The 25,922-nt window shown below is 36.1% G+C and carries 24 protein-coding genes, 1 pseudogene and 1 other annotated feature; of the genes and pseudogenes, 6 read left to right on the forward strand and 19 right to left on the reverse strand.

Annotated features, from left to right (window positions below):
- Positions 1-15 precede the first annotated feature (15 nt).
- The 3 genes from lepB to I6L50_RS02490 all read right to left on the reverse strand — a co-directional run bounded on the left by lepB (position 16) and on the right by I6L50_RS02490 (position 2,595).
- Entirely contained in the window at positions 16-552 is a 537-nt protein-coding gene (lepB, locus tag I6L50_RS02480) for a signal peptidase I (RefSeq protein ID WP_002010249.1), read from the reverse strand.
- A 287-nt stretch (positions 553-839) separates the two neighbouring features.
- Complete coding sequence (locus I6L50_RS02485; RefSeq protein WP_002063659.1) at positions 840-1,520, reverse strand: lysoplasmalogenase; 681 nt, start codon at positions 1,518-1,520, stop codon at positions 840-842.
- A 124-nt stretch (positions 1,521-1,644) separates the two neighbouring features.
- Positions 1,645-2,595 (reverse strand): DMT family transporter, encoded by a 951-nt coding sequence (locus I6L50_RS02490; protein WP_219300355.1) that lies wholly within the window; start codon positions 2,593-2,595, stop codon positions 1,645-1,647.
- Positions 2,596-3,021: 426 nt separating this feature from the next.
- Between I6L50_RS02490 and I6L50_RS02495 the strand changes: the two genes are divergently transcribed.
- On the forward strand, positions 3,022-4,947 hold the full coding sequence (locus tag I6L50_RS02495) for a heavy metal translocating P-type ATPase (protein WP_219300358.1): 1,926 nt from the start codon (positions 3,022-3,024) through the stop codon (positions 4,945-4,947).
- Positions 4,948-5,129: 182 nt separating this feature from the next.
- On the opposite strand, the gene I6L50_RS02500 is transcribed toward I6L50_RS02495, so the two are convergent.
- From I6L50_RS02500 to I6L50_RS02510, 3 genes are read right to left on the reverse strand one after another with little or no spacing between them, the layout of a single operon-like run.
- Complete coding sequence (locus tag I6L50_RS02500; RefSeq protein ID WP_002063656.1) at positions 5,130-5,999, reverse strand: YihY/virulence factor BrkB family protein; 870 nt, start codon at positions 5,997-5,999, stop codon at positions 5,130-5,132.
- Between the two features lie 5 nt (positions 6,000-6,004).
- On the reverse strand, positions 6,005-6,520 hold the full coding sequence (locus I6L50_RS02505) for a DUF4075 domain-containing protein (protein ID WP_002115844.1): 516 nt from the start codon (positions 6,518-6,520) through the stop codon (positions 6,005-6,007).
- Between the two features lie 53 nt (positions 6,521-6,573).
- Positions 6,574-7,038: a low molecular weight protein-tyrosine-phosphatase gene (locus I6L50_RS02510; protein ID WP_002091191.1), complete on the reverse strand. Its 465-nt coding sequence runs from the start codon at positions 7,036-7,038 to the stop codon at positions 6,574-6,576.
- Positions 7,039-7,215: 177 nt separating this feature from the next.
- Between I6L50_RS02510 and I6L50_RS02515 the strand changes: the two genes are divergently transcribed.
- Both I6L50_RS02515 and I6L50_RS02520 read left to right on the forward strand, forming a co-directional pair.
- Complete coding sequence (locus I6L50_RS02515) at positions 7,216-7,440, forward strand: DUF1128 domain-containing protein (protein ID WP_113937976.1); 225 nt, start codon at positions 7,216-7,218, stop codon at positions 7,438-7,440.
- A 192-nt stretch (positions 7,441-7,632) separates the two neighbouring features.
- A complete protein-coding gene (locus tag I6L50_RS02520; RefSeq protein WP_219300360.1) occupies positions 7,633-10,299 on the forward strand; it encodes a cation-translocating P-type ATPase in 2,667 nt (888 codons plus the stop codon).
- A gap of 34 nt (positions 10,300-10,333) precedes the next feature.
- Here the strand turns inward: I6L50_RS02520 and I6L50_RS02525 are convergent, their stop codons facing one another.
- The 7 genes from I6L50_RS02525 to I6L50_RS02555 all read right to left on the reverse strand — a co-directional run bounded on the left by I6L50_RS02525 (position 10,334) and on the right by I6L50_RS02555 (position 16,915).
- The gene (locus I6L50_RS02525) at positions 10,334-11,416 is read right to left on the reverse strand and encodes a toxic anion resistance protein (RefSeq protein ID WP_219300362.1); all 1,083 of its coding nucleotides are present in this window, start codon (positions 11,414-11,416) and stop codon (positions 10,334-10,336) included.
- Positions 11,417-11,434: 18 nt separating this feature from the next.
- Positions 11,435-13,066, reverse strand: a complete 1,632-nt coding sequence (locus I6L50_RS02530; protein WP_219300364.1) for a YceG family protein — start codon at positions 13,064-13,066, stop codon at positions 11,435-11,437.
- 110 nt (positions 13,067-13,176) lie between these two features.
- Entirely contained in the window at positions 13,177-13,968 is a 792-nt protein-coding gene (locus tag I6L50_RS02535) for a TerC family protein (RefSeq protein ID WP_113937979.1), read from the reverse strand.
- 73 nt (positions 13,969-14,041) lie between these two features.
- Positions 14,042-14,620, reverse strand: a complete 579-nt coding sequence (locus I6L50_RS02540) for a TerD family protein (protein ID WP_002091197.1) — start codon at positions 14,618-14,620, stop codon at positions 14,042-14,044.
- A gap of 80 nt (positions 14,621-14,700) precedes the next feature.
- Positions 14,701-15,285, reverse strand: a complete 585-nt coding sequence (locus I6L50_RS02545; protein WP_002010225.1) for a TerD family protein — start codon at positions 15,283-15,285, stop codon at positions 14,701-14,703.
- 26 nt (positions 15,286-15,311) lie between these two features.
- Complete coding sequence (locus I6L50_RS02550; protein WP_113937980.1) at positions 15,312-15,908, reverse strand: TerD family protein; 597 nt, start codon at positions 15,906-15,908, stop codon at positions 15,312-15,314.
- A gap of 128 nt (positions 15,909-16,036) precedes the next feature.
- On the reverse strand, positions 16,037-16,915 hold the full coding sequence (locus I6L50_RS02555) for an ROK family protein (RefSeq protein WP_113937981.1): 879 nt from the start codon (positions 16,913-16,915) through the stop codon (positions 16,037-16,039).
- Positions 16,916-17,122: 207 nt separating this feature from the next.
- Here I6L50_RS02555 and I6L50_RS34695 point away from each other — a divergent pair, with 207 nt between their 5' ends.
- A complete protein-coding gene (locus I6L50_RS34695; protein WP_257475369.1) occupies positions 17,123-18,232 on the forward strand; it encodes an LPXTG cell wall anchor domain-containing protein in 1,110 nt (369 codons plus the stop codon).
- A 268-nt stretch (positions 18,233-18,500) separates the two neighbouring features.
- Here the strand turns inward: I6L50_RS34695 and proS are convergent, their stop codons facing one another.
- Together proS and I6L50_RS02570 are read right to left on the reverse strand one after the other, a co-directional pair.
- Positions 18,501-19,931 (reverse strand): proline--tRNA ligase, encoded by a 1,431-nt coding sequence (gene proS, locus I6L50_RS02565; protein WP_219300368.1) that lies wholly within the window; start codon positions 19,929-19,931, stop codon positions 18,501-18,503.
- Positions 19,932-19,976: 45 nt separating this feature from the next.
- Positions 19,977-20,184: a binding site (T-box leader), on the reverse strand.
- 93 nt (positions 20,185-20,277) lie between these two features.
- Positions 20,278-20,571 (reverse strand): YesK-like family protein, encoded by a 294-nt coding sequence (locus I6L50_RS02570; protein ID WP_113937983.1) that lies wholly within the window; start codon positions 20,569-20,571, stop codon positions 20,278-20,280.
- 154 nt (positions 20,572-20,725) lie between these two features.
- Here I6L50_RS02570 and I6L50_RS02575 point away from each other — a divergent pair, with 154 nt between their 5' ends.
- Positions 20,726-22,039 carry an alkaline phosphatase family protein gene (locus tag I6L50_RS02575; RefSeq protein WP_219300370.1) on the forward strand — a complete coding sequence of 438 codons (1,314 nt, stop codon included), beginning with the start codon at positions 20,726-20,728 and terminating at the stop codon, positions 22,037-22,039.
- A gap of 108 nt (positions 22,040-22,147) precedes the next feature.
- Entirely contained in the window at positions 22,148-23,431 is a 1,284-nt protein-coding gene (locus tag I6L50_RS02580; RefSeq protein ID WP_002140249.1) for an MFS transporter, read from the forward strand.
- Between the two features lie 75 nt (positions 23,432-23,506).
- Here the strand turns inward: I6L50_RS02580 and I6L50_RS02585 are convergent, their stop codons facing one another.
- The 4 genes and pseudogenes from I6L50_RS02585 to I6L50_RS02600 form a co-directional block, all read right to left on the reverse strand.
- Entirely contained in the window at positions 23,507-23,758 is a 252-nt protein-coding gene (locus I6L50_RS02585) for a helix-turn-helix transcriptional regulator (RefSeq protein ID WP_088031697.1), read from the reverse strand.
- A 71-nt stretch (positions 23,759-23,829) separates the two neighbouring features.
- Positions 23,830-25,047 (reverse strand): MFS transporter, encoded by a 1,218-nt coding sequence (locus tag I6L50_RS02590; RefSeq protein ID WP_219300373.1) that lies wholly within the window; start codon positions 25,045-25,047, stop codon positions 23,830-23,832.
- A 66-nt stretch (positions 25,048-25,113) separates the two neighbouring features.
- Positions 25,114-25,695, reverse strand: coding sequence for a TetR/AcrR family transcriptional regulator (locus I6L50_RS02595; RefSeq protein ID WP_113710405.1), 582 nt, complete (start codon positions 25,693-25,695; stop codon positions 25,114-25,116).
- Positions 25,696-25,775: 80 nt separating this feature from the next.
- Positions 25,776-25,859, reverse strand: a pseudogene (locus tag I6L50_RS02600) (histidine kinase); the annotation flags it as partial.
- Positions 25,860-25,922: the final 63 nt, after the last annotated feature.

Here is a 25,922-nt window from a genome sequence, read left to right on the forward strand (position 1 = left end):
TGGTTTTTCTTATTTTCAATCTACAATTTTCACATGTTCAAATGGATAATATATCGCCATGAACTTTCCTAATACTTCTGTTCTATCAATGAGCCCTAAGCCGTTCCTACTATCCCTACTAACTAAACGATTATCTCCCATCACAAAAATTTTATTTTTAGGAATTGTAATCGGTCCAAAATCTTCAGTTAAATTGATAAGTAATTTTTCTGCCTGTTTTTTATTATTCTTTAAATACTCTTCATTTTTCACTTGATGATTAACATATAATTGATCATTCTTCATCTCAATTACATCTCCTGGCAATCCAATAACTCTCTTCACGTAGAAATTATCTGTCTTCACGACAATAATATCCTCTCTCTCATAACTTTCAAATCTCTTTGCAAGTTTATTAATAATTACTTTATCTCCATCTTGTAACGTCGGCCTCATCGATGCTCCTTTTACAGTCGTAGGGAAAAACAAAAAGATTTTTGCCAAAAACACTAATAAACATGCAATTGCAATTATTTCAAAGAATTCACGCAAACGTTTTTTCTTTTGCATCATTCCACCATCTCATCATCTTTTTATTTTTATTATAAGTACTCCGACTAGTTAATTTCCACAAAATTCTGAATTATAACATTAGAATATTACAAATATAAAAATAATATTCCCTATAAATTCACTATTTTTATATACTATGTTTTCCATCTATCAAACAGGACTTTTCCTATGAAATTTATGCTTAAAAAGTATAAAATACTGCACAAATTAAACAAACAAATATAATAGCATAGCAATAAAAAAGATACTCTCAAAATAGTCTATCAACTATTTTTGAGAGTATCTTTTTATAATCCTACATATACAATACACATCTGCGCTGCGACATATGTAAACCAAATCCAAAGCGGTTCATACTTCAGTTTGCGCCCTCCGATATCTGTCACACCGATAATAAAATCAGAAATCACAAACAGTAAACCACCAAGTGCTGGTATCCACCATATTCCTATATTCTCGTAATATAAGGCGAATGCAAAACATGCCATTCCTCCAACCCACAAACCGTAAATTAGAGCGCCTATTGTAAAAAGTTTGTCTTGTTTTTCATTTCGAATAAAGAAAAACCACCCTATAATTAGAAAGAGTCCGTATACGAGTAAACCGATCCAAAAACCATTCCATGAAATACCTGTTTGTAAAAATGCTTTCACATAGAAACAATGTGCAAGAGCGAAAGTAACCATTCCTCCAATTAATCGATGACCAATTGGAATTAATCCTGCCATAAATAAATCCCCTACAGTTGATAAAGTCATACCGAGTGCAACCCACGTACTGTACTCAGCCGATGGATCTTGTAACCATATCCAAATTGCACTTCCTGTTAAAGAAAAACTAAGAATAAGACGAACGGCTAAAGGTAACGGCATATTATTTCTCGTTCTCTTCGTCTGTCCTATTGCATAAATTGCTCCCATTAAAAAAAGAATAATTTGCCCGACTAACACAATGTAAAGTACATTCATAATATGTTCTCCTCAATAAATGCTTTATTCTATCTTTTTTTCGTTACATATATCACATTCTCCTTTTTCTATGTAAAAAAAGAAGAACAATACTGTTCTTCCATTTTAATCGTTTTTCTGTTCTCTATGCTACTTGTTTTTCTTGCTCAACTTTCTTTTTAACCGGGTTACGATTTACTACAATAATTCCCGCTGCGACACACGCTAAACCAAATAGTACAAAGGAATGGATTGCTTCCCCTAAAATTAGACTTGATAGTAGTACACCAAAAACTGGTATAAAGAACATATACATTGAGACTTTCCCTACTTTGTTATACTTCATAATTGTATTCCATATACAGAATCCGGCTGCTGATAAGAACGATAAATATATGAGCATAAGTATTGCATGTAGATTAAATATGAATGGCATCATTCCAACTTGAGATGCACCTATACATAGCAACCCCATTGATCCGAAAATCATCTGATATGCTGTCATATACCCAATATCTAATGTTTTACTACCTTCTTTCGCTAATATGTTTCCATACGAATACATCATGGCTGCCCCAAGAAGTAATAAGCTACCTATTCCAAAATGAAATGATAAACTTCCATCACTCGGTACATTCACTAAAATCACACCGCAAAAACCGATAGCTACTCCAATTACTTTTCGCCTATTTAGAGCATCATCTTTATATAAAAAGTGTGCGAGTAAAATTTGAAAGAATGATGATGTTCCTGAAATAATCGCTCCTTCAATTCCTGAGCTGTAACTCATTCCAATATAAAAACATATATATTGAAGAAAAGTTTGAAACAAGCCAATTTGAACTAACTGCTTTCCTGTTCCTTTTTTGAACTTCATATCTTTTCCTAACGCTTTAAAAAATAATAAGAGCATTACACCAGATAAGAAAAAGCGATAGCCAGCAAATAATATTTGTTCCCCGACTTCTTGTGGCTGAATTCCAAGTTCAGCATAGCTTAATTTAATAAAGGGAAATGCGATTCCCCATAAAAATGTTGCTACTATTGCAGCAATAAACACGCCAATCGGATGGGTGAAAAATTTCTCTGTCTTCAACTTGATGTCTTCCTTTCCGACCTTTTTATGAACAATATTCATATATACCAAAGGAAATACGAAAACACAAGTTTTCAGTTTATCCCGCTATTCGCCGGGCAGTAAAACTCCCACCTCCAAATTCGGCTGGGGCAAAGAAGTTAAGTGGGAGCCCTGCTGCCCGTAAAAGCCCGATTGGCGAGGGCTAATAATCAGCGGGAGATGAACAAAACCCCCACTAATTAAAGTTTCACTTTATACTAAAACAAAAACATATCATCTAAGAAAAACATATGCTATACTATAGAATAATTACAATATAATAACTATTAAAACCAGATTCAACAGAAATGCTGCTATCCATTATGGATGGCAGCTTTCGTCGTTTTATAGGGGTTTCGATTTTGATTCTTTTTCTCAATAAGAATTCGGAAGGAGCGAGTATTAATGAACGCAGAAGTAAAAACATTACAAGCACAAAAAGATATTTCTCATCCCTCTTTATGGGATACATTAAAGAAACATTATGAACTTATATTTGCAATCGCATCTGGTATTTTTATTTTAGCTGGTTGGTTATTCACAAAAAATGATGCAATAAGTGCAGGTATTACTTTATATATCCTTGCTTATGTAGTTGGAGGATTTGCAAAAGCAAAAGAAGGTATTGAAGACACAATTGAAGAGAAAGAGCTAAATGTTGAAATGCTCATGATTTTTGCAGCTATCGGTGCCGCAGTTATTGGTTACTGGGCAGAGGGTGCTATTTTAATCTTCATCTTTGCATTAAGCGGAGCAATGGAATCTTATACATTAAGTAAAAGCCAAAAAGAAATTTCAGCGCTTCTTGATCTACAACCTGAAGAAGCATTACGTATTTCAAACGGAACTCCGGAACGTGTTCCAGTTGAACAATTACAAATTAACGATATTATTTTAATTAAGCCAGGTGAGCGTGTTCCTGCTGATGGCACAATTCATACTGGTGAAACAAATATTGATGAAGCTGCTATTACAGGAGAACCCATTCCGAATGAGAAAAAATTCGGCGATGGAGTATTTGCCGGCACTGTAAATTTACGTGGTGCTATTGAAGTTAAAATTACGAAGCCGAGCGATCAAACATTATTCCAAAAGATTATTCGTCTCGTTCAAAGTGCACAAAGCGAAAAATCCCCATCACAACTATTCATCGAAAAATTTGAAGGAACATACGTAAAAGGTGTACTACTTGTTGTTGCGCTTATGATGTTTGTTCCTCATTTCTTACTTGATTGGAGTTGGAATGAAACGTTTTATCGCGCGATGATCTTACTTGTAGTCGCTTCTCCTTGTGCGCTAGTTGCAGCCATTACACCGGCAACTTTATCAGCAATTTCAAACGGAGCGAGAAACGGTATTCTCTTTAAAGGTGGTATTCATTTAGAACGTCTAGCTTCAGTAAAGGCGATTGCCTTTGATAAAACAGGAACATTAACACAAGGAAAACCTACTGTAACAGATGTATATGTTCGAGAAGGCATAGCAGAAAGTGAAGTACTTTCTATTACAGCAGCGATTGAAAGTCACTCTACACATCCTTTAGCAGAAGCGATTGTTAAATATGCAAAACATGCTTACGACATTACGATAAAAAAACCAGAAAACGTTGAAGATGTAACTGGTTTTGGATTAAAAGGAATATTAGAAAACAAATCTTATAAAATTGGTAAAGCTGATTTTATTGGAGAAGAAACAAAGACATTTCATAATGGCATTTCTGCTTCACTTGAAAAAGAGGGGAAAACGGTCGTTTATATTAGTGATGAGGATGGTATTCTTGGACTGATCGCTTTAAAAGATACCCTTCGCCAAGAAACGATAGCGGCTATTCGTGATTTGCAAAGCATTGGTGTCGAAGCAATCATGATTACTGGTGATAATGAAGAAACAGCAAAAGCAATTGCCAATGAAAGTAATATAAAAGAATATTACGCATCATGTTTACCGGAAACAAAAGTTGAAACGATAAAGCAGTTAAAAGAAAAGTACGGCATAGTCGCCATGGTTGGAGATGGTATAAACGATGCACCTGCACTCGCTACTTCTAGTATTGGTGTTGCAATGGGTGAAGGAACAGACGTAGCATTAGAGACTGCAGACGTTGTTCTTATGAAAAACGAATTATCTCGTCTCTCTCAAGCAATCCGTTTATCAAAACGAATGAACCGTATTGTGAGGCAAAACGTTATCTTCTCTTTAGCTGTCATTGCAATGCTGATTTGTTCTAATTTCTTGCAGTTTTTAGCTCTTCCATTCGGTGTTATTGGACATGAAGGAAGTACCATTCTTGTAATCTTGAATGGCTTACGATTATTAAAAGGAAATAAGTAACGGGTCCCTGATAAAGGACCCGTTTTTTTTAATGGTAGCTATTGTGACCGTTCGCACTACTGCTCGTTTTATGCTTTGGATGCGAACTGCTCTTTTGTTTATTATTACTTTTATTATTGTGGTTCTTCTTATTATTACTCATGAAATATCCCCCCTGTTCCCTTTTATTATGGAACAAGAGCTCATTTTTCATTACGGGAATTATTGTCACCCGTTCTATAATGATGGAGTAAACCATTAATTTCACCGCCAAGTAAAATTACCCACGCAGTTAAGTAAAACCATAACATTAAAATAATGATACCACCGAGACCACCATATGTATTAGCGTAATTTGCAAATTTATCTACATAATAGGCAAATGAGTACGATACCACAATCCATCCTACAGTAGCAAATATTGCTCCCGATATGACTTCTCTTCGCTTTAATTTCCGATCAGGCGCAAATGTATATAAAAAGCTAAACAAAGCGATTAAGACAAAGAAACTTGCTACTAAACGCGTAATACTCCAAACATAAGAAAAACTATCCGATAAACCAATTGCTTTAAACACGGCTGCCCCAATCACTTGTCCAAATACTGGAACGATTAGTGCAAACACAATCATAAAAATTATCGCTAACGTGAACACGATAGATAAAGCTCTTGTTTTAATAAAAGAACGGGTTTCTGTTACATCATAAGCACGGTTAAAAGCGTTCATAACCGCATTCACCCCGTTTGAAGCAAACCATAACATCGATAGTAAACCGAATGATAATAAACCACCATTTTGTTCGTTTACAACTTTATCTACGTTTACTTCAATTAAGTTCATCGCATCTTCTGGTACGTACGGTTCTAATAAATTGAGCACACTTTCTGTTTGAAGGTCAATAAAGCCAAGAAGCGTAATTAAGAAAACAAGCCCAGGGAAAATCGCAAGCAAGAAGAAATAAGCGAGCTGTGCTGCTAAGCCCGCTACATCATCGCGCATCGTCCGGTCATATAAATCTTTCCCAAACGAAAAAGTGCGATTTCTTTTTGCTTTTTCTAGAAATTTCCTCATATTTTTTAGACGCTTTTCTTCTCTTCTTTATTTTGCTTTAGCTCAATGTATGCTTCAGTTTTTTTTTCCTCTGCATTTGAGTCTTTCATAAATAATTCACGCGCTTCTTTCATACCACCATCTTCAGCTACCACTGGCTCTTCTTCTGCTTTAAGCTCATCTACCTTTGGAGATACAGCTTGAATTTCAATCGTTTCCGGCTTTTCTACTGGCACGATTTTTTTCTTACTAAAAATTTCTTTCGTTTCTTTTAACGTTTCTACAACAGACGGCGTCAATTTTTTGATTTCTGCTACTTTCGCTTTCACTACATTAAAATCAGCAAGTTCGCGTCCTTTATCTGTAACAGTTTGCACTTTTTCTTTTATCTTCGCATTTTCACCAATTTCAATCATCTTTGTTTTTGCTTTTTCTGCCGTGTTTTTTACTTTTTCACGGTTTTCTTTCTTTAACATAGATACAGCTACACCTGCAGCTACACCAATCGCAATGTTTCGAGCAATATTATTTTTCTTTGCCATATTCCTTCACCCTTTCATTTCTTATATTAGAAAGTATTACTTTCTAAGCTTCCTCATATTCCTTGTTCATTTCGAATGAAAGCTACTAGCTTTGCACACCCTTCTGTTACAAGGTCATACACTTCTTGGAAGTTCCCTGTAAAGTAAGGGTCAGGAACGTCTGTCCAGCCACCGTCTGGAACAAAATCGGACAGTCTACCAATATAGCCTCCAGTTTTACCAAAACTTTTTAAATCCGCTATATTCTTGTTGTCCATGGCAATAATATAATCAAACTTTGTTAAGTCTTCTTTTTCTACTTGGCGTGCTTTAATTCCTTCAAAAGAGACTTCATTTTCTTTTAAAATTTTTTTTGTTCCTTTATGTGGTGGATGACCAATATGCCAATCTCCAGTTCCTGCAGAATCAATGACAATTTTCTCTTCGAGTCCCTCTTTTACGACAAGATCCCGAAAAATTGCTTCTGCCATTGGAGAACGACAAATGTTCCCAAGACAAACAAACAATACTCGGACCATATTTTTGTTTCTTCCTTTCTTGGTGCAGTTCTTGCTATATACTTATATAGTATAAACAACCAATTATTAATTATAAAGGAAATCCCTACTAATTTAATAGGATTGAAAAGTTTCATTAACGAAAATGATAAAAAAATGTTAAGATAACCTTATGTTATTTTAAAGGGGGACACTTCGGTGGATTTATCCGTAAAATCAGAAGTAAACGTTGAATATATGGTAGAAGCTATTAAAGAAAAATTACGTATGGTTAATGCTGGAGCAATGAGAGCTGCTAGTTTTAACGAAGAAATGTACGAGGACTTACGTGACATTTATGAGCACGTTATGAAACGTGAAACATTCAGTATTAGTGAAATGCAAGCTATTACTGAGGAATTAGGTACATTAATTAAAAAATGACAAAGAGCCTCACGTATTCGAGGCTCTTTTAATTTCAACAAATTCATGACAACTCTTCTCTTTTCCTCCTCACATTCTAAATTACTGTACAATGAAAGTAGAACCTCACCTTAGATTTTTTCTCCATACATACTACTCTAAAAAAATTGCCACACTACCATTGCTAACTGTTTTTACTGGAGGTGCTTACTTATGAGCAATTGGTACAGTAAGACGAAAAATCAAACATTAATCGACCTAGAAACAAATGAACAACACGGTTTAACAGATAAAATCGTAAATGAACGTTTAAAGCAATATGGTTCTAATGAATTAGCTACCAAGCAAAAACGTACTTTATGGCAGCGCGTTTTCGCCCAAATTAATGACGTCCTCGTATATGTCCTTATTATCGCTTCCCTTATTTCCGCCTTTGTAGGTGAATGGGCCGATGCAAGTATTATCGCGCTCGTTGTAGTTTTAAATGCTGTTATCGGTGTAATCCAAGAATCGAAAGCGGAACAGGCTTTAGAAGCATTGAAAAAGATGGCAACACCTAAAGCTATCGTAAAGCGAGATGGTGAACTAAAAGAGATTCCATCTGAGCACGTCGTTCCAGGTGATATCGTTATGCTTGATGCTGGGCGGTATATACCATGTGATTTACGGCTTATCGAAACTGCTAATTTAAAGGTTGAAGAATCTGCTCTAACTGGTGAATCTGTCCCCGTTGATAAAGATGCAGTCTACCATCCTTCCATGCAAAGTGATGAACAAGTACCGTTAGGCGATCAAAAAAACATGGCTTTTATGTCGACGCTAGTAACATACGGACGTGGCGTCGGCGTTGCTGTTGAAACTGGGATGCACTCACAAATTGGTAAGATTGCTACCCTTTTACATGAAGCAGACGATGATATGACACCACTTCAAAAAAGCTTAGCACAAGTAGGAAAATATTTAGGCTTTGTCGCTGTAGCTATTTGTGCTACTATGTTTCTCATCGGTTTTTTACAAGGACGAGATACTTTAGAAATGTTTATGACCGCAATTAGTTTAGCTGTTGCAGCCATTCCAGAAGGCTTACCAGCTATCGTTTCCATCGTTCTTGCAATTGGTGTTCAGCGTATGATTAAACAAAACGTTATCATTCGTAAACTACCAGCTGTTGAAGCTCTCGGTTCTGTCACAATTATTTGTTCAGATAAAACAGGTACATTAACTCAAAATAAAATGACTGTTACTCACTTTTATAGTGATCGCACATACGACCAGCTAGAAAATTTGAATGTAAATAATGATGCACACCGTCTATTATTAGAAAATATGGTTTTATGTAACGATGCTTCTTACGGTACCGACTCACAAACAGGGGATCCTACAGAAATTGCCCTTCTTGTTGCCGGAAGCTCTTTTAACATTCAAAAAGATCCGTTAGAAAATGCACATGAACGCGTTAACGAACTCCCTTTCGATTCAGATCGTAAAATGATGTCAACCGTGCATACATACGATGAAAGCTACTATAGCATGACGAAAGGTGCTATTGATAAACTCTTACCTCACTGCACCCATATCTTTATAAATAACAAAATCGAGGTCCTAACAGATTCTGATAAAAATCAAATATTAGACGCTGCCGGGGCAATGTCTCAAGAAGCTTTAAGAGTACTTTCATTCGCATTTAAACAATACAATTCAAGCGATGTGGATATAAATCATCTCGAAGAAAATCTCATCTTTATCGGTCTTGTCGGTATGATTGATCCACCACGTACAGAAGTAAAAGATTCCATTACAGAGTGTAAAAAAGCTGGTATTCGTACAGTTATGATTACTGGCGATCATAAGGATACCGCCTTTGCAATTGCCAAAGAACTTGGTATCGCTGAAGAAAAATCTGAAATTATGCTTGGAACTGAATTAGATAACATTCCAGATACAGAACTAGCAAGTAAAATTAACCACTTAAATGTATTCGCTAGGGTCTCTCCAGAACATAAAGTGAAGATTATAAAAGCATTACGTGCTAAAGGAAATATCGTTTCCATGACTGGTGACGGTGTAAATGATGCTCCATCTTTAAAACAAGCAGACGTTGGAGTAGCAATGGGAATTACAGGAACAGATGTCGCAAAAGGCGCAGCAGATGTAGTTTTAACAGACGATAACTTCTCATCTATTGTGAAAGCTGTTGAAGAAGGAAGAAATATTTATCGTAATATTAAAAAGTCTATTCTCTTCCTACTCTCTTGTAACTTCGGCGAAATTATAGCTCTCTTTTTAGCTATTTTACTCGGCTGGGCAACACCACTACGCCCTATTCACATTTTGTGGGTAAATTTAATTACAGATACACTGCCTGCATTATCACTCGGTGTTGATCCTGAAGATCCAGATGTGATGAAGGAAAAACCACGACATGCGAAAGAAAGCTTATTTAGCGGCAGCGTTCCTTTTCTTATTTTCAATGGGGTTGTAATTGGACTTCTTACTTTAACAGCCTTTATCGTTGGGGCAAAGCTCTATACAGGAGATACAAATTTATTTCCTCTCTTCCCAGATCAAATTGATGAAGACGCTCTATTACACGCTCAAACGATGGCATTTGTCGTTCTTAGTTTTTCTCAACTCGTTCATTCATTTAACTTACGTTCAAGAACGAAATCAATTTTTTCAATTGGGATATTTACAAATAAATATTTAGTTTTCTCCCTTCTTATCGGTGTTCTTATGCAAGTTTGTATCATTTCCATCCCACCTCTTGCCAATATATTCGGTGTGCATGCATTAACAATGCGAGATTGGGGATTTGTTCTCTTGTTAAGTATCATTCCGCTTGTTGTGAATGAAATCATTAAATTAGTTAAGAGAAACTAAAAGGCAATGAGGACTGTTCCTCATTGCCTTTTCTTTATCCTTGTAATTCTTTTTTGATATTCTCTGTTAATGTAGCCATACGCTTACGACTTTCTTCACGCTCACGTTTATTTTGCTCTTCAATTTGTTGTGTTTCTTGCATACCTCTTGAAATAATGTTCCAAGTTTCCTCAAGTGTTTCCATCTTAATACTAGAAGAACCTGATAATCTCGCTACTTCCACACTTTGAGTTGCGATATTTTGTGCATTTTTCTTAAGTAATTCATTTGTACGGCGATCAAGTTCCGCCATAGAGTCCGCAACAAGCTTTTGACGTTTCGCATTTACCGCTTGAATGATACCATTTTTAAAGATAGGAATCGTTGTAATAAATGCTGTATTGATTTTACCGATTAATTTATTGTTACCGCGTTGAATCATACGAATTTGTGGTGCTGTTAATAGAGCAACCATACGTGCTTTTTCTAAATCATCAATACGCTGTTCTAAAATTTCAACAGAGTTTTTAAGCGATTCTAATTCAATACCCGCTAACTGATCATTATTACGTATGCGCTCTTCGTACATCGGAACTAACTCTGTATTTAAACGCTCTAATAACATTTCCCCTGCTACTACGTATTTTTCTAAGTCTAAATAATACTTTAAGTTTTGCTCATATAAACCATCTAACGTACCAATTGATTTTTTCATTTCATCTTGATACTTCGTAATTTCTACGTATACTTTATCCATTTCGCGACCCATCGTCTGATACTTACTAAAGATTTGTTCAATCATTTTATCTGCTTTTTTGAACATACGTGAGAAGAAACCACTTTTCTCTTCCGCAAAGTCTTTACTATCAAATCTGTCCATAATTTTACCGAGCTGCTTTAATAATTCACCAGAGTCTTCTACTTTCGATAAAGACATTGTATGTAAAATTTGATCAGCGAAACGTGAAATTTCCATAGAAGGTTCTTTTCCGAGTTCAATTAATTCTAATTGATCTTTAATGTCTACTGCGTTATAAATACGTTGCACTTCTGCATCTTGTCTAAGTTGCAAGCGAACATCTTGTGCGGTTTGCTCATTCAATTCTATTTTCGAATCTAGTACGACTGGGTTATTCATATGGTATTCTCCCTTTCCTTATAAAAATGGACGAAATAGTCCTTTTATTGTTTGTGATAAATTTTTATAGGCTGATGAACCATGAAATTCAAGATCGAAATTAACTTCTTCAAGCCAATGTGAATCAAATGCTCCTGATTGAATATACGGTTCAATATCGTTTCTCCCCGTTGGATTAAAGTGGAATACATCTACTCCAATTTGATTTAAAAATAGTAATAACACAGCATCAGAACGACTTAATTCTCCGCTCTTCTCATTATTAAATATAACAATTTTCGGTACTTCTTGCGAATAATCAAATTTCTCAAGCTGCTCTAAAATGTTCGGTGGTATTTGAGAGAGTTGTGCGAAAACATACAGCGCTACATCTTGTTTCGTCTCTTTCGCAATTGGTTTACACATTTCACTTTCACACGTATGGATCATTGCTTCTGCAATACCATGTTGTAATCCTTCTGGTAAACGCTTATGCGGCCACCAATGGCTGTTCATAATTAAATCCGGATGTAACTTTCCCCCGCGGTCCAATGCATCTCGATAATGATATTGGAAATTCGCTTTTTGTTCTTTCGTAAACGGGAATGTATTAATTAATAAACTGTTATCAAATGATGTAATAGCCTTTAATCGCTGAAAATATTCTTTATCATTCTTTGAAACGCCTGATATTTTTGCAAATAAAGAAGGAATATAAATATGCTTATTTTCAACAAAGAATGTTGGACGTACAAATGCCTTTTCTTTCGTAATTAAAAAGAGTTCATCGTACGTCGTTTTGAGCGTACGGGCTACAGGTGTATACGAACGGAATTGCCACGGTTTGTATAATAATGAATTATCATGGTGAAGTACTTGCTCGATTTCTTTTGAAGCTTGATAAGCTACTGTTGCGACGCGTTCACGACGCCGATCAGGAAATGGTTCCAATGAAATACGTCCTGAATGAGATACGACAAAGGTCTTTCCTTCCTCATCTACACTCTCAAATCCATCTTTTCCTTCTGGGTGATAATAAAGCACATCACAGCCGAGCATAATAAGAAAGTATAAGAAATATATACGACTCTCCGTCGCATCACCGTACCAAACGATACGTGGCATTTGCTTCTTATAATTAATTGTAGAAAACCACTTTGCTACGTAATTTTCACTTAATTTAATCATATCGATTAAGAAACGCCGGAATCCTTCTGTTTTTAAAGATTGATTATGTTGTTTCTCATACAATTTCAATACAGAAATAAACGTCGTATGTATATAATGCTGTAAATCAGGATTGTCTACTTGTGGTAATAGTTGTTTTCCAGACAAATGTGCTACAAGCCTATTGACGGTAAGTCCATTCGGCGCTTCTTGATGTAATGCAAAAACTTCTTGAATATGGCGCAGTTTTTCGGGATCAATCACCTTATTTAAATTTTGTTCATGCAAAACCTCGATCCCTTTTGCTTCACTATAATCAAATAGCCCGTTGAAATATTCATCTACATCATTAGGTACACCAAGAATGCGACTTGCTATGTAACTAAATTTCATCTCATTCTCTGTCAGTTCATATTGTGGACGTTTTTCTAAAAGCGCTTCAAATTGCTTTAAATCTGATTCTTCTTTTAATGCACATGGTTGAAGTGTAAAACGTGAAAACACAACAGTTCACCTCCAAAAACATTTACGTTTTTTCTAAAGTTTCTCTTCTATTATAAACTATTTTTAGTTATAAAAAATGGGCGCTCGCATAACGAGCAAACCCATTTCAATTATTTATGTTCACTTTTAGTAGCTGCAACTTCTTCTTTAGCTTGTCCAGAATTCTTCATGTAGTGAAGTATAAACGTTGCTCCAAACGCTATAACTAAAATAATAAAGAACAGCGTATGACTTACTTCAATATGAATGACAGACAGTAGCATTTTTGCTGCAATAATTAAAATTAAAATATATGCTGTCGTTTCAAGTTCTGGAATACGCTCTAACAATTTTAAGAATACGCCAGCGATACCACGCATCATTAAAATACCGAGCATTCCACCTAATAGTAAAATCCAAACTTCATTCGATACACCAAATGCAGCAAGTACACTATCTACAGAGAATGCGATATCCATTAATTCAACCATCGCAACCGTCCCCCAGAAAACACCGAACATTCTGAAGAGAATACTGTTTTGGTTCATACCATGGGCTTCCGCTTCTTCTGAATTGCCTTTTCTTTTATCAATGAAATATTTAATTGATAGCCAAGCTAAGTAAAGCGCACCTAACACTTTTACCCAGGCCAATTTAATTAAGAACATTCCGATTCCAATTGCAATAAAACGGAATACATAAGCTCCAATCAGTCCATAGAATAATGCTTTTTTTCGTTTTTCTTCTGGAAGATGTTTTACCATTACTGCTAATACGAGTGCATTATCGGCAGATAATAAGCCTTCAAGTACAACAAGTGTACCTATTAACCCCCAAGATACTGGATCTTGTAACACTTTAATCCACATGTCCAAGTCGAAAAACTGAGCATACGTATCAAGGATTCCTTGCAAAATACTCATCTTACCTTTATCCCCTATTCTTTGCTAGATTTATAGAAAGGTCAAAAAAAGGAAACGAATGTCGTTTCCCTTCTTATGCATCCAAGCCATACGCTTTTACAAGCGCACCTAATCCACCTTGGAATCCGCTTCCTACTGCACTAAACTTCCACTGTCCATTATGACGATATAATTCACAAAAGACAACTGCTGTTTCAATGGAGAAATCTTCCCCTAAATCAAAACGAAGAACTTCTTCGTTTGTTTCTTCATTTGCTAAACGAACGAATGCATTTGCAACCTGTCCAAAGTTTTGATTACGGCCTTCACCATCATAAATTGTAACTGTAATAGCAATTTTATGAACATCTGCTGGAACCTTTTTCAAATCGACAACAAGTTGCTCATCATCACCGTCACCTGCACCTGTACGGTTATCTCCTGTATGTAAAACTGATTCACAAGGAGACTGTAAATTATTATAGAAAATAAAATCAGTTTCCTTCGTACATTTCCCGTTCGCATCTAATAAAAAGGCAGATGCATCTAAATCGAAATCAGATCCACCATCATAAGATTTAATATCCCATCCAAGACCAATTACTGCTCTTGATAAACCTGGGCTTGTTTTAGCTAAATCTATTTTCTGTCCTTTTTGCAATTGAATAACCATATATATTCACCTCTATATTTTAATTTTTAAAAATATATCCATCAGTAAATACGCGTTTCACTGATGGATATATAAATCTATTACTCTACATCTAAACCAAAGTTATTACATAGAGAACCTAATCCACCTTGGAATCCACTTCCGATTGCATTGAATTTCCATTCACCTGCGTGACGGTATAATTCGCTTACTACTACAGCTGTTTCAATAGAGAAATCTTCTCCTAAATCGTAACGAATTAATTCTGCATTCTTTTCTTCATCCATAATACGTACGAAAGAATTAGAAACTTGTCCGAAGTTTTGGCTGCGGCCTTCTCCATCATAAATTGTAATTGTGAAACAAATACGCTCAATGTTAGCAGGAACATTTTTTAAGTCTATTTTAATTGTTTCATCGTCGCCTTCACCTTCGCCTGTACGGTTATCTCCTAAATGCTCTACAGCACCATTCGCACCTTTTGGATTATTATAGAAGACGAAATCCTCTGCTCCTGAAACTTTACCGTTAGCACCTACTAAGAAGATACTAACATCTAAATCGAAATCGTTTTGTCCATCATAACGATTCGTATCCCAACCAAGTCCTACAAGAACTTTCGAAAGACCTGGATTTGTTTTTGTTAAGTCTACCTTTTGTCCTTTTTTCAATGAAATAGATGCCATATTATACTATTCCTCCTTGGTTTATTTTATTGGTAACGTGATACAATCTCACTTAAGTTTTTATCTTGTGTTCCTTCTCCCACTGCTGAAAACTTCCATTCGTTTCCATGTCGGTACATTTCACCTGCAATTAAAGTCATTTTGCCAGCATAATTATCTGACAAGTTATAACGCGCTAATTCTTCACCTGTTTGTGGGTTTTGAATACGAATATATGCATTGCGAATCATCCCAAAATCTTGACGACGATTTACACAGTCATAAATATTTACAACGAATACTAGACGATTAATACGGCTCGGAACTTTATGTAATTCTACGAAAATTGTTTCGTCGTCACCAGCGCCTTCACCTGTTAAATTATCTCCTGAATGAATGATACTACCACAAGTAGAAAGTTTGTTGCCGAAGTAAACTAAATCATTTTTGTTTAAAAAACGATCCCCTTCTAACATAACAACTGATGCATCACAATCTACATTTGGTTTACTTCCAAATAATGAAGACAGAAATCCACCTGATTGCCCAATTGGATCCCAGCCTAAGCCAACCTGCATTTTCGCTACTCTAGGTTGTCCTTTCGTTAAATCAATCTTTTGTCCTTTTTCTAAAATAATAGGCATGAAGTTTCTTCCTTTCTACAAAGCATTTTCCAACTCGGAAAACATTGTATTCTTCTCTTATATTGTAGCATTATTTATCTAATGAGAAAAAGGATAAATTCTCAATTATATGAAAACAGATACTATATTTATTTATACTGATGTAATAAGTGGTAAATAGAGCCAATCATTCCTGCACAATTACCGCTTTGCGCAAGTTTAATCTCACAATTACTATAAATCTCTTGATTTAAGTATGTTCCTATCTCTTCCTTCACTTCATTTAAGAAATCATCGCCTCTTTCAGTAATTCCCCCACCAATAATAATCATTTTCGGATTAAAAATATAAGCAAGATTGCTAATACCAATCGCCAAATGTTTAAAGAAAATCTTCACGGCTTGAGTAACACCGCTATCACCCTTATCATATAATTCGAAAATTATTTTACCATCCCACTCCTTTTTACCTTTATATCTTCGTACAAGATGAATTAATCCCGAAATTGAGGCAACCTCCTCAAAAGTTTTCCCTTCTATTAACATGTTCCCCCATTCCCCAGCGCCAAACAAATGTCCACGGTATAATTCTCCATTTATAACAATTGCTCCACCAATGCCAGTTCCAAGCGTAAGCATAATAAAATCGCTTTCTCCCCTTCCTGTACCTTTCCATTTCTCTCCTAAGGCTGCACAATTAACATCATTTTCAATAGATACAGGAACTTTTAATACTTCTTGTAATCTCTCAACAATAGAAATATTAGCATAACGCGGAATATGATCCACACCTCCCGTTATAACTCCTTTATCAATATCAACAATTCCCGCTGTACTAATACCAATTCCGGAAATAGTATATTCAGTCATTAACTTTTTTGATAAATATATAAGCTTTTGAACAATTTGTTCCCCGCCCAAGTGAATTTCTGTCGGGGCCTTTTTATGTATTAGTACTACACCTATTTCTGAAACAATTCCATATTTAATTTGCGTACCACCAATATCAAATGCAATATATTCTTTCATCCGTTGCCACTTCCTCTACTGTTATGAGTGTAAATTCTCCATCACTCTACTGTTTGCAAGGAATTTACATTAACTCTTTTCTCCTTTTAGAAATACACCACCTTTTTCTATATATAGTTTTTTTTGCATAAAACTCTTTTTCCTATGAAATATTACAAAGGGGTGTATTTTAGATGGAACAATAATTTTTTCTTCAGGAGGAAAACAATGACAAAAATATTCATTTTAGCATCAACACTTTCTTTATCCTTTTTTAGTGGCTTAAATATTGGTAATGCTGCAACTGAAAACTTCAATCCAATAACAAACGCTATTGTACAAAATAACGATAATTTAGCAGAAGGTAATTCAAAAGATAATAATAAACCTCCAGGAAACAATGGCTCTCAGGACGATAGTGGTTCTGACGGCAACGGCTCTGGTGGCAGTGGTTCTGGCGGCAATGGTTCTGGTGGCAGTGGTTCTGGCGGCAATGGTTCTGACGGCAACGGTTCTGGTGGCAGTGGTTCTGGTGGCAACGGTTCTGGCGGCAGTGGTTCTGACGGCAACGGTTCTGGCGGCAGTGGTTCTGACGGCAACGGTTCTGGTGGCAGTGGTTCTGGTGGCAACGGCTCTGGTGGCAGTGGTTCTGGCGGCAATGGTTCTGGCGGCAATGGTTCTGGTGGCAGTGGTTCTGGCGGCAATGGTTCTGACGGCAACGGTTCTGGTGGCAGTGGTTCTGGTGGCAACGGTTCTGGCGGCAGTGGTTCTGACGGCAACGGTTCTGGCGGTAACGGCTCTGGTGGCAGTGGTTCTGGTGACAATGGCTCTGGCGGCAGTGGTTCTGGTGGCAGTGGTTCTGGTGGCAGTGGCTCCGGTGGCAACGGTTCTGGTGGCAGTGGTTCTGGTGACAATGGTTCTGGTGGCAATGGTTCTGGTGGCAACGGTTCTGGTGGCAGTGGCTCCGGTGGCAACGGTTCTGGTGGCAGTGGTTCTGGTGGCAGTGGTTCTGGTGACAATGGCTCTGGTGGCAATGGTTCTGGTGGCAGTGGCTCCGGTAGCAATGGTTCTGGTGGCAGTGGTTCTGGTGGCAGTGGCTCTCAGGGTGGCAACCGTGTTAAAGGCGACAGTAGTTCTCAAGGTGGTAATGGCTCTCAGGGTGGCAACCGTGTTAAAGGCGATAGCGGCTCTCAAAGCGGTAACGCAAAAGATAATGCAACAAAACAAGGCAATAAGCTGCCTAATACTGCAACGCGTTATCCTGCATCTATTTTAATTGGTCTTTCGACATTCCTAATTGGTGTGTTACTATTTATTCGTCGTAAAAACGCAAAATAAAAAAATCATCCTTCCATCTAAAAATACATGAAACAGATTATAAAATGAAACTTTAATCAGTGGGGATTTTGTTCATCCCCCACTGATTATTAGCCTTCACCAATCGGGCTTTTACGGGCAGCAGGGCTCCCACCTAACTTCTTAGCTCCAGCCGAATTTTGAAGTGGGAGTTTTACTGCCTGGCAAATAGCGGGATAAAACTAAAAAGGACTTTGATTGCATTTTATTATGCAATCAAAGTCCTTTTTGTCATCTAGTAGAAAAAGTATTAATACGCTTTTCCCCAATACACCATCTGCTTCGCTTTTTTACTACAGCAAATACATTCGTCAGCTAAACTTTCTTGTTCGAACGGAATACAACGTGAAGATACTCCAACTTCTTCTTTTAATTTTTCTTCACAAGCTAGTTCTCCACACCACATCGCTTTAATAAAACCTTGCTTTTCATCAGCCGCTTTTTTCATCTCTTCGAAATTCGTCACACTATACGTATTCTCATCGCGAAATACTTTTGCTTTGCTAAATAAAGAATGGTGAATTTCCTCAAGTAGTGCTGGAATGCGTTCTTCTAATTGATCCATTGATATAAATTCTTTTTCTTTCGTATCTCGCCTTACAAGTACAACTTGATTCTTTTCAATATCCTTTGGACCAACTTCTAATCTAATTGGAACACCCTTCATTTCATACTCATTAAATTTCCAGCCAGGTGTTTTATTGCTAGCATCTATTTTTACACGTGCAACCTTCTGAATACGTCCTTGCAACTCTGTTGCTTTTTCTAACACACCTTCTTTGTGCTGAGCAATAGGAACGATAACAACTTGTACTGGAGCGACTTTCGGTGGCATTACAAGTCCGTTATTATCGCTATGAACCATAATAAGTCCACCTATCATTCTTGTTGATACACCCCAAGATGTTTGATGTACGTATTGCCATTTACCGTTATGGTCTAAAAACTTAATATCAAATGCTTCAGAGAAATTCGTTCCAAAGTTATGAGATGTTCCTGTTTGAAGTGCTTTTCCATCATGCATTAAACTTTCAATCGTATAAGTTGCCTTCGCTCCTGCAAACTTTTCTTTTTCTGTTTTTTGCCCTTTAATAACCGGAATCGCTAAATACTCTTCACAAAAAGCAGCATATAGATTTAAAATATTTAATGTTTCAATTTGAGATTCTTCTGCCGTTTCATGAATCGTATGACCTTCTTGCCATAAAAATTCAGTTGTACGAAGGAATGGTCTCGTCGTCTTCTCCCAACGAACTACTGAACACCACTGGTTATATAACTTTGGTAAATCATTATATGATTGAACAATTTTTGAAAAATGCTCACAGAATAGAGTTTCAGATGTAGGGCGTATACAAAGTCTTTCCGCCAATTTCTCATCTCCGCCATGAGTAACCCACGCTACTTCAGGAGCAAATCCTTCAACATGATCTTTCTCTTTTTGTAATAAACTCTCTGGAATAAACATTGGCATGTACACATTTTCATGACCAGATTCTTTTAATTTTTCATCCATCACTTTCTGCATATTTTCCCATAATGCATAACCGTATGGACGTAAAATCATACAACCTTTCACACTTGAATAATCAACAAGCTCCGCTTTTTTTACAATATCGGTATACCACTGAGCAAAGTCTTCTTCCATTTTCGTAATGGCTTGTACTTGTTCTTTTACCATAGTTATTCTTCCTCCTTTAGAAAATAGAAAAAGCCCGCGTCCCCAAATAGGGACCGAGCTTTGTCGGCGTTACCACCCTGATTCATACACAAAAAAATTGAGTATGCTCTCTTTTTGATAACGGGAATTTCCCGCTGCATATGCAGAACTCAAAGGTAGGTTCCATATCGCCTCTTTAAGAATCTTCCAGCCAAAAGGATTCTCTCTCTGCAAAAAGGTAAGACATGTACTATTCCTTTTTCATCGTTATAACAAAATAAATTTGTTGAATATCATAATATATATTTTATTTCAAAACAAGAGCCAATTTTCTTATTTTTATACATTATTTTCAATTATCACTGTTTTATACGTAACTTTTCCGAACTATTTTTACAAGTTGATGAGCAACCATACCAATTAGTGTACCAATTAAAACGAAGAAACAAATAAATCCGTATCCCATTCCTTCCCAACCACCAATAGCGATCATTGTTACAGGAAAGAGAGCTAAACAAAGAAGTACTAAACTAAGTGCAAATATAATATCAAACTGTTTGTCTGGAAAACGTTTCTTTAGTAAATATGACATAAAAAATACAAGGAGAACGGTGACTCCACCAATGATGTAAAAGATACCAAATCCATCTAGCCAATCCATAGTATTCCCTCCTTCCATTCATTCCCTTATACTTATTATATGTTTAATTTTTCTGAAAATAAATAACAAAATTTTATTCGAAAATATATTTTTATTACCAGGTATTAATAGTAATATATAAAAATAGGTTTTATATAATCAGGAGGGAAACTTTATGGATAAAGCATTAACAAATCGCGTCATTATTTTATCTTTCGACTGCTTATCAGCTTTAGATTTTCCTATATTACAAAAACTACCTAATTTCCAAACTTTAATAAACAGGGGCGCGATTGCGAAAAAAGTGGAGCCAATTTATCCTTCTGTAACATATCCAAGCCACTCAACAATCGTAACCGGTAATTATCCTAATAAGCATGGCGTTGTCAGCAATACATTACTTCAACCAGGACGTGATTCACCAGATTGGCATTGGTATCGAAAGTCCATTAAAGGAACAACTTTATATGATGAAGCACGCAAAGCAAATTTAACGACAGCAGCCCTTCTATGGCCTGTTACTGGAAGAGCAAATATCAATTACAATTTACCAGAAATTTTTCCAAATAGAGCGTGGCAAAATCAAATTTTAGTTTCATTATTTAGCGGTAGCCCGCTATATCAATTAGATTTAAATCGTCGTTTCGGCCATATACGAAATGGATTGTCACAGCCTGAGCTTGATGATTTCGTCCTTGCTTCTGCCGTACATACAATCCAGACGAAAAAGCCTAATGTTATGTTTATACATTTTACTGATTTAGATACGCAAAGACATTACCATGGCTTCGAGTCCGAGGAAACAGTAGCTGCAATCCATAGACACGACGAACGCCTTGGAAAAATTATTCATGCATTAAAAGAAAGCGGGATATACGAAGAAAGTACAATTATTGCACTTGGCGATCATAGCGCTTTAAGTGAAAACAAAGCAATCCAATTAAATGTCCTATTTCGTCAAAAAGGACTTATATCCGTAAATAAAAGTGGCAAGTTACTAGATTGGAAAGCTTATTGCCAAAGCTGTGATGGATCTGCCTACGTACATGTAAGAGATAAAAATGATACTGAAACGATTAAAGAGATTCAACTTCTTCTTGAAGGACTTCTTCAGGATAAACAAAATGGAATTGAATTTATTCTGCACGATGAAGATGCAAAAGAACGTGGTGCTGATGGTAATTGCTTATTTATGCTAGAAGCCATGGAAGGTTATTACTTCATTGAAAATTATACAGGTGATTTCATAAAAGAAATTACTAAAAAAGATGTTACTTCTAGTAAGAAATATACATTTGGAACACATGGATATTCCCCAACAAAACCTAACTATGAAACAATTTTTATGGCTACTGGGAAAGGCATTCAAAGTGGCGTTACAATCCCGTATATGAGACTGATTGATGAAGGTCCCACTATTGCTAGGTTACTCGGTTTGCACTTAGGTGAAACAGACGGAGCAATTGTAGAGGATTTACTTCAATTGTAAAGAACTGTGTATATATGTAAAAGTTATGTAAAAATCATCACTGTTTCTCTTTTTACAATTTTTATTTTTGTACACTGTTAGTAGAACAAATTTAAGGGGGAACATTATATGAAAAAAATGTCCAGACAAGAAAAAAGCTGGATATTATATGATTGGGCGAACTCGGTATATTCGCTCGTCATTACAACTGCATTATTTCCAATTTACTTTAAAGCAGCTGCAAAAGAAGCTGGACTATCTGGTGCAACTTCAACAGCCTATTGGGGATATGCAAACTCGTTCGCTACACTTTTAATTTCTATACTCGCTCCTATTCTCGGCACGGTTGCTGATTATAAGGGATTTAAAAAACGATTTTTCACATTCTTCTTTGGACTCGGTATCGTATTTACAAGTATGCTAGCAGTTGTTCCAACATCTCAGTGGTACTTATTACTAGGATGCTATATGCTCGCATTAGTTGGCTTTGCTGGAGCAAATATTTTTTATGATGCATTTCTAGTAGATGTTACCTCTGGAGATAGAATGGACCGAATTTCTACGCGAGGTTTTGCATTAGGTTACATTGGGAGCACAATTCCTTTTATCGGTTGTATTGCTCTTATTATTCTTGCTCAAAAAGGAACTATCCCCTTATCAGTCGGAATTGCTAGTCAAATTTCCTTTGCAATAACAGCTCTTTGGTGGGGACTATTTACGATACCAATGCTAAAAAATGTAGAGCAAACACACTATATTGAACGTCATCCAAGACCAATTGCAATGAGCTTCAAGCGCCTTGCTAATACGTTTAAAAATATTAAAGAATATAAAACTGTATTTATGTTCCTAATAGCTTACTTTTTCTACATTGATGGGGTAGATACAATTATCACTATGTCTACTGCTTACGGAACAGATCTCGGTATTAGTGCAACCAATCTATTAATCATCTTATTTGTAACACAAATTGTCGCTTGTCCATTTGCTTTATTATATGGAAAACTATCGGAAACATTTACCGGTAAAAAAATGCTATATGTCGGCATTATCATTTATATCATTATTTGCACATATGCTTATTTCTTAAAAACGACGTTTGATTTCTGGATTTTAGCAATGTTAGTTGCTACTTCTCAGGGCGGGATTCAAGCACTTAGCCGTTCTTATTTCGCAAAACTAGTACCGAAAGAATCTGCAAATGAATTCTTCGGATTTTATAATATCTTTGGTAAATTCGCGGCAATTATGGGTCCGGTATTAGTTGGTGTCACAACACAATTAACAGGAAAAACAAACGCTGGTGTCCTTAGTATTATTGTCCTATTTATTATCGGTGGATTCTTATTAACTAGAGTACCCGAAAATGATACGTCCGTTACACCACCTAATCCGAAAACTAAAACAATATAAGAGAAAGATCCCCTTCACACAAGAAGGGGATCTTTCTCTTATATTTTTAACGATAACGCCCCACAATTAAAAACTCTAAAGCTTGTACAAAAATAGTTTATCGACAGTTGTTCCTAATACTTCTGCTAACCGGAATGCTAGTGCTAAGCTTGGATCATATTTATTATTCTCAATTGCATTTATCGTCTGTCTTGATACGTTACACTTATCCGCTAATGCACCTTGTGAAATACTATTTGCAGTGCGCAATTCATAGATTTGATTTTTCACACCGTTTCTCCTAACCTGTAAAATCGTTTTTACATCATCAGTATATAGTTGGTACATGTCATTGTCAAAAGATTGCCACAAGAAAAGGGAGCAATTCTGCTCCCTTACAATAGCTATTTCGAAACTAATCAATTCGTCATTTCCTCTCGATTCACAATGTCTTCTTTCTTTATTTGCATACGTAAAACCGGGCCTATCGCAAATAAAATAAGTGCCATTGCTATACAAAATACAGTAACTAGTGAGGTCATCTCCTTCAACCCTCCAGCTAGTGAAGTTCCAATTAACATTGCCCCCATGAACAGTGGTAAAATCGTTCCATTTACTCTTCCAATCATGTTTTCTGGTACAAGCTGAATCATAAGCGTACCGACAACGATATTAACACAAGCTAAACAAATACCTGTTCCAAACCTCATGAAACTAGTAATCCAAAATGATGTAGATAGCCCTTCTACTAAAAATGACATCGCTAATATGCTCATACCGAATACAAACATCTTTTTCGGATTCACTTTTGAAGCGAAAACAGCAGCAACAATACCACCGATTAGCATACCTATTCCATCCGCTGCCGCTAAATATTGAACGGCTTCTTTTTCCATTCCAAGCCGTTCTATTACAAGAAACACCTCTAACGGATTTGTTAGTCCAACTGCTAATCCCATAATGGTGAAAGTGATCGTAATCATACGTAAATTTTTCGTATGAAGAACGTACTTCCAACCCTCTTTTATATCATTTTTTAATGAATCTCTCACCACTTGCTCTTGTTCCACCCATTTTGGTAAAAATGAAAGAGCGATAGCAGATAACAAAAATAAAATAATTAAGCTATATAGTGACGTAAATAAACCAAGTTGTGTGTACACAAGCGATCCTACCACTGGTCCAAAAATCATAAATAGCGACTGTAATGTTTGATTAAATGCAATTGCATTTGCTACCTGTTCTTCTTTTACATAGCGTTTAAATATACGCGAAGATGATGGCTGAGAAAACTGACCTACAATCGCGGAAATGAGTGTTGCAAAAAATATAGCCTGCCAATAATCCAGCTTTAACAACAAGACAATTCCTACAATAGACAGTACACTTAATACATCTCCAGCAACCATCGTTCTTTTCGGATTCCAGCGATCAGCTAGTGCCCCACCGATAAACGAGAAAATAAAAATAGGTGCATATTCCATAACCGATAACAAAGAAACTGAAACTGGATCATTATTCGTTCGCTCCATTATGAAATACAAAAGAGCCATATTTCTAATCCAAATTGCAAATTGTTGTAAAATATCAGATGCCATAACGAGCATAAATGCTCGGTTTTTAAATAAAGCGTTCATTTTCATTCCCCTTTCATAAACCGACCGTTCGGTCTAATTTATTTTGTAAGAAAAGCAACTGACCTATTATTCAGCTGCCATTCCTTTTAACAATACATCTATTGCCTTTTTATAAATACGTTTCAGCTCTTTATAATCTAACTCGTAGTAAAGTACTCCAAGCCCCGATAATAATCCATTCACAATATACATAAGATCACGTGTATCATCTTCTTGAAACTCTCCAGACTGTATACCTGCTTCAATTAATTTCTCAACCATAACATATGATTCTCTAGTTAAAGCTAACAGTTCATCCAGAATTTCTTTACTTACAACTTGGCTCATAGAGAATTCCTCTATTGCATTTGAAATGGGTTGCTGTATGTCCTCTACATAATATTCCGCGAGACCATATAGTTTTTCAATACTAGTACTATACAACTTCTCTTTTTCATTCCATTTTTCAAGCCAATCATACGTATGCTGTTTCACTACAAATAAAAATAATTCTTCTTTACTTTTAAAGTGATAATAAATGCTTCCTTTACTTCTCTCTGTAATTTCACAAATCTCTTCCATAGATGTAGCTGCATAGCCCTTCTGTGAAAACAAACTTTCTGCTTTATAGGCAATTTCTTTCTTTATCTCTTCTGCGCTTCTTCTCATATTCACACCTCTTTAAACCGACCGTTCAGTCTAATAATAACAAATAAAAAACCTCTATCGCAAGAGGCTATACTCCTTATTTAAGAAAACGTACTTTCAAACCACATTCGAATCATATGTATTATTCCAAATTTAAATCCTAATTTAGTAAGAGATACGGTTCCCTTTTCATTTCCCCTAGCATGTTAAAAATATTTAATCAAACGTTTGTTTAACTGTTTTTATGC

Source organism: Bacillus sp. FDAARGOS_1420, assembly GCF_019344915.1.
GTDB lineage: Bacteria > Bacillota > Bacilli > Bacillales > Bacillaceae_G > Bacillus_A > Bacillus_A mycoides.

Excerpts from the sequence above, each read along its gene's own strand:
- I6L50_RS02535 (WP_113937979.1), bottom strand. The coding sequence starts at position 13,968 with ATGAGTATTTTGCAAGGAATCCTTGATACGTATGCTCAGTTTTTCGAC.
- I6L50_RS02575 (WP_219300370.1), top strand. The coding sequence starts at position 20,726 with ATGGATAAAGCATTAACAAATCGCGTCATTATTTTATCTTTCGACTGC.
- I6L50_RS02525 (WP_219300362.1), bottom strand. The coding sequence starts at position 11,416 with ATGAATAACCCAGTCGTACTAGATTCGAAAATAGAATTGAATGAGCAA.
- proS (WP_219300368.1), bottom strand. The coding sequence starts at position 19,931 with ATGGTAAAAGAACAAGTACAAGCCATTACGAAAATGGAAGAAGACTTT.
- I6L50_RS02505 (WP_002115844.1), bottom strand. The coding sequence starts at position 6,520 with ATGGCAAAGAAAAATAATATTGCTCGAAACATTGCGATTGGTGTAGCT.
- I6L50_RS02580 (WP_002140249.1), top strand. The coding sequence starts at position 22,148 with ATGAAAAAAATGTCCAGACAAGAAAAAAGCTGGATATTATATGATTGG.
- I6L50_RS02595 (WP_113710405.1), bottom strand. The coding sequence starts at position 25,695 with ATGAGAAGAAGCGCAGAAGAGATAAAGAAAGAAATTGCCTATAAAGCA.
- I6L50_RS02570 (WP_113937983.1), bottom strand. The coding sequence starts at position 20,571 with ATGGATTGGCTAGATGGATTTGGTATCTTTTACATCATTGGTGGAGTC.
- I6L50_RS02495 (WP_219300358.1), top strand. The coding sequence starts at position 3,022 with ATGAACGCAGAAGTAAAAACATTACAAGCACAAAAAGATATTTCTCAT.
- lepB (WP_002010249.1), bottom strand. The coding sequence starts at position 552 with ATGATGCAAAAGAAAAAACGTTTGCGTGAATTCTTTGAAATAATTGCA.
- I6L50_RS02590 (WP_219300373.1), bottom strand. The coding sequence starts at position 25,047 with ATGAACGCTTTATTTAAAAACCGAGCATTTATGCTCGTTATGGCATCT.
- I6L50_RS02555 (WP_113937981.1), bottom strand. The coding sequence starts at position 16,915 with ATGAAAGAATATATTGCATTTGATATTGGTGGTACGCAAATTAAATAT.
- I6L50_RS02545 (WP_002010225.1), bottom strand. The coding sequence starts at position 15,285 with ATGGCATCTATTTCATTGAAAAAAGGACAAAAGGTAGACTTAACAAAA.
- I6L50_RS02585 (WP_088031697.1), bottom strand. The coding sequence starts at position 23,758 with ATGTACCAACTATATACTGATGATGTAAAAACGATTTTACAGGTTAGG.
- I6L50_RS02500 (WP_002063656.1), bottom strand. The coding sequence starts at position 5,999 with ATGAGGAAATTTCTAGAAAAAGCAAAAAGAAATCGCACTTTTTCGTTT.
- I6L50_RS02550 (WP_113937980.1), bottom strand. The coding sequence starts at position 15,908 with ATGCCTATTATTTTAGAAAAAGGACAAAAGATTGATTTAACGAAAGGA.
- I6L50_RS02540 (WP_002091197.1), bottom strand. The coding sequence starts at position 14,620 with ATGGTTATTCAATTGCAAAAAGGACAGAAAATAGATTTAGCTAAAACA.
- I6L50_RS02510 (WP_002091191.1), bottom strand. The coding sequence starts at position 7,038 with ATGGTCCGAGTATTGTTTGTTTGTCTTGGGAACATTTGTCGTTCTCCA.
- I6L50_RS02485 (WP_002063659.1), bottom strand. The coding sequence starts at position 1,520 with ATGAATGTACTTTACATTGTGTTAGTCGGGCAAATTATTCTTTTTTTA.
- I6L50_RS34695 (WP_257475369.1), top strand. The coding sequence starts at position 17,123 with ATGACAAAAATATTCATTTTAGCATCAACACTTTCTTTATCCTTTTTT.
- I6L50_RS02520 (WP_219300360.1), top strand. The coding sequence starts at position 7,633 with ATGAGCAATTGGTACAGTAAGACGAAAAATCAAACATTAATCGACCTA.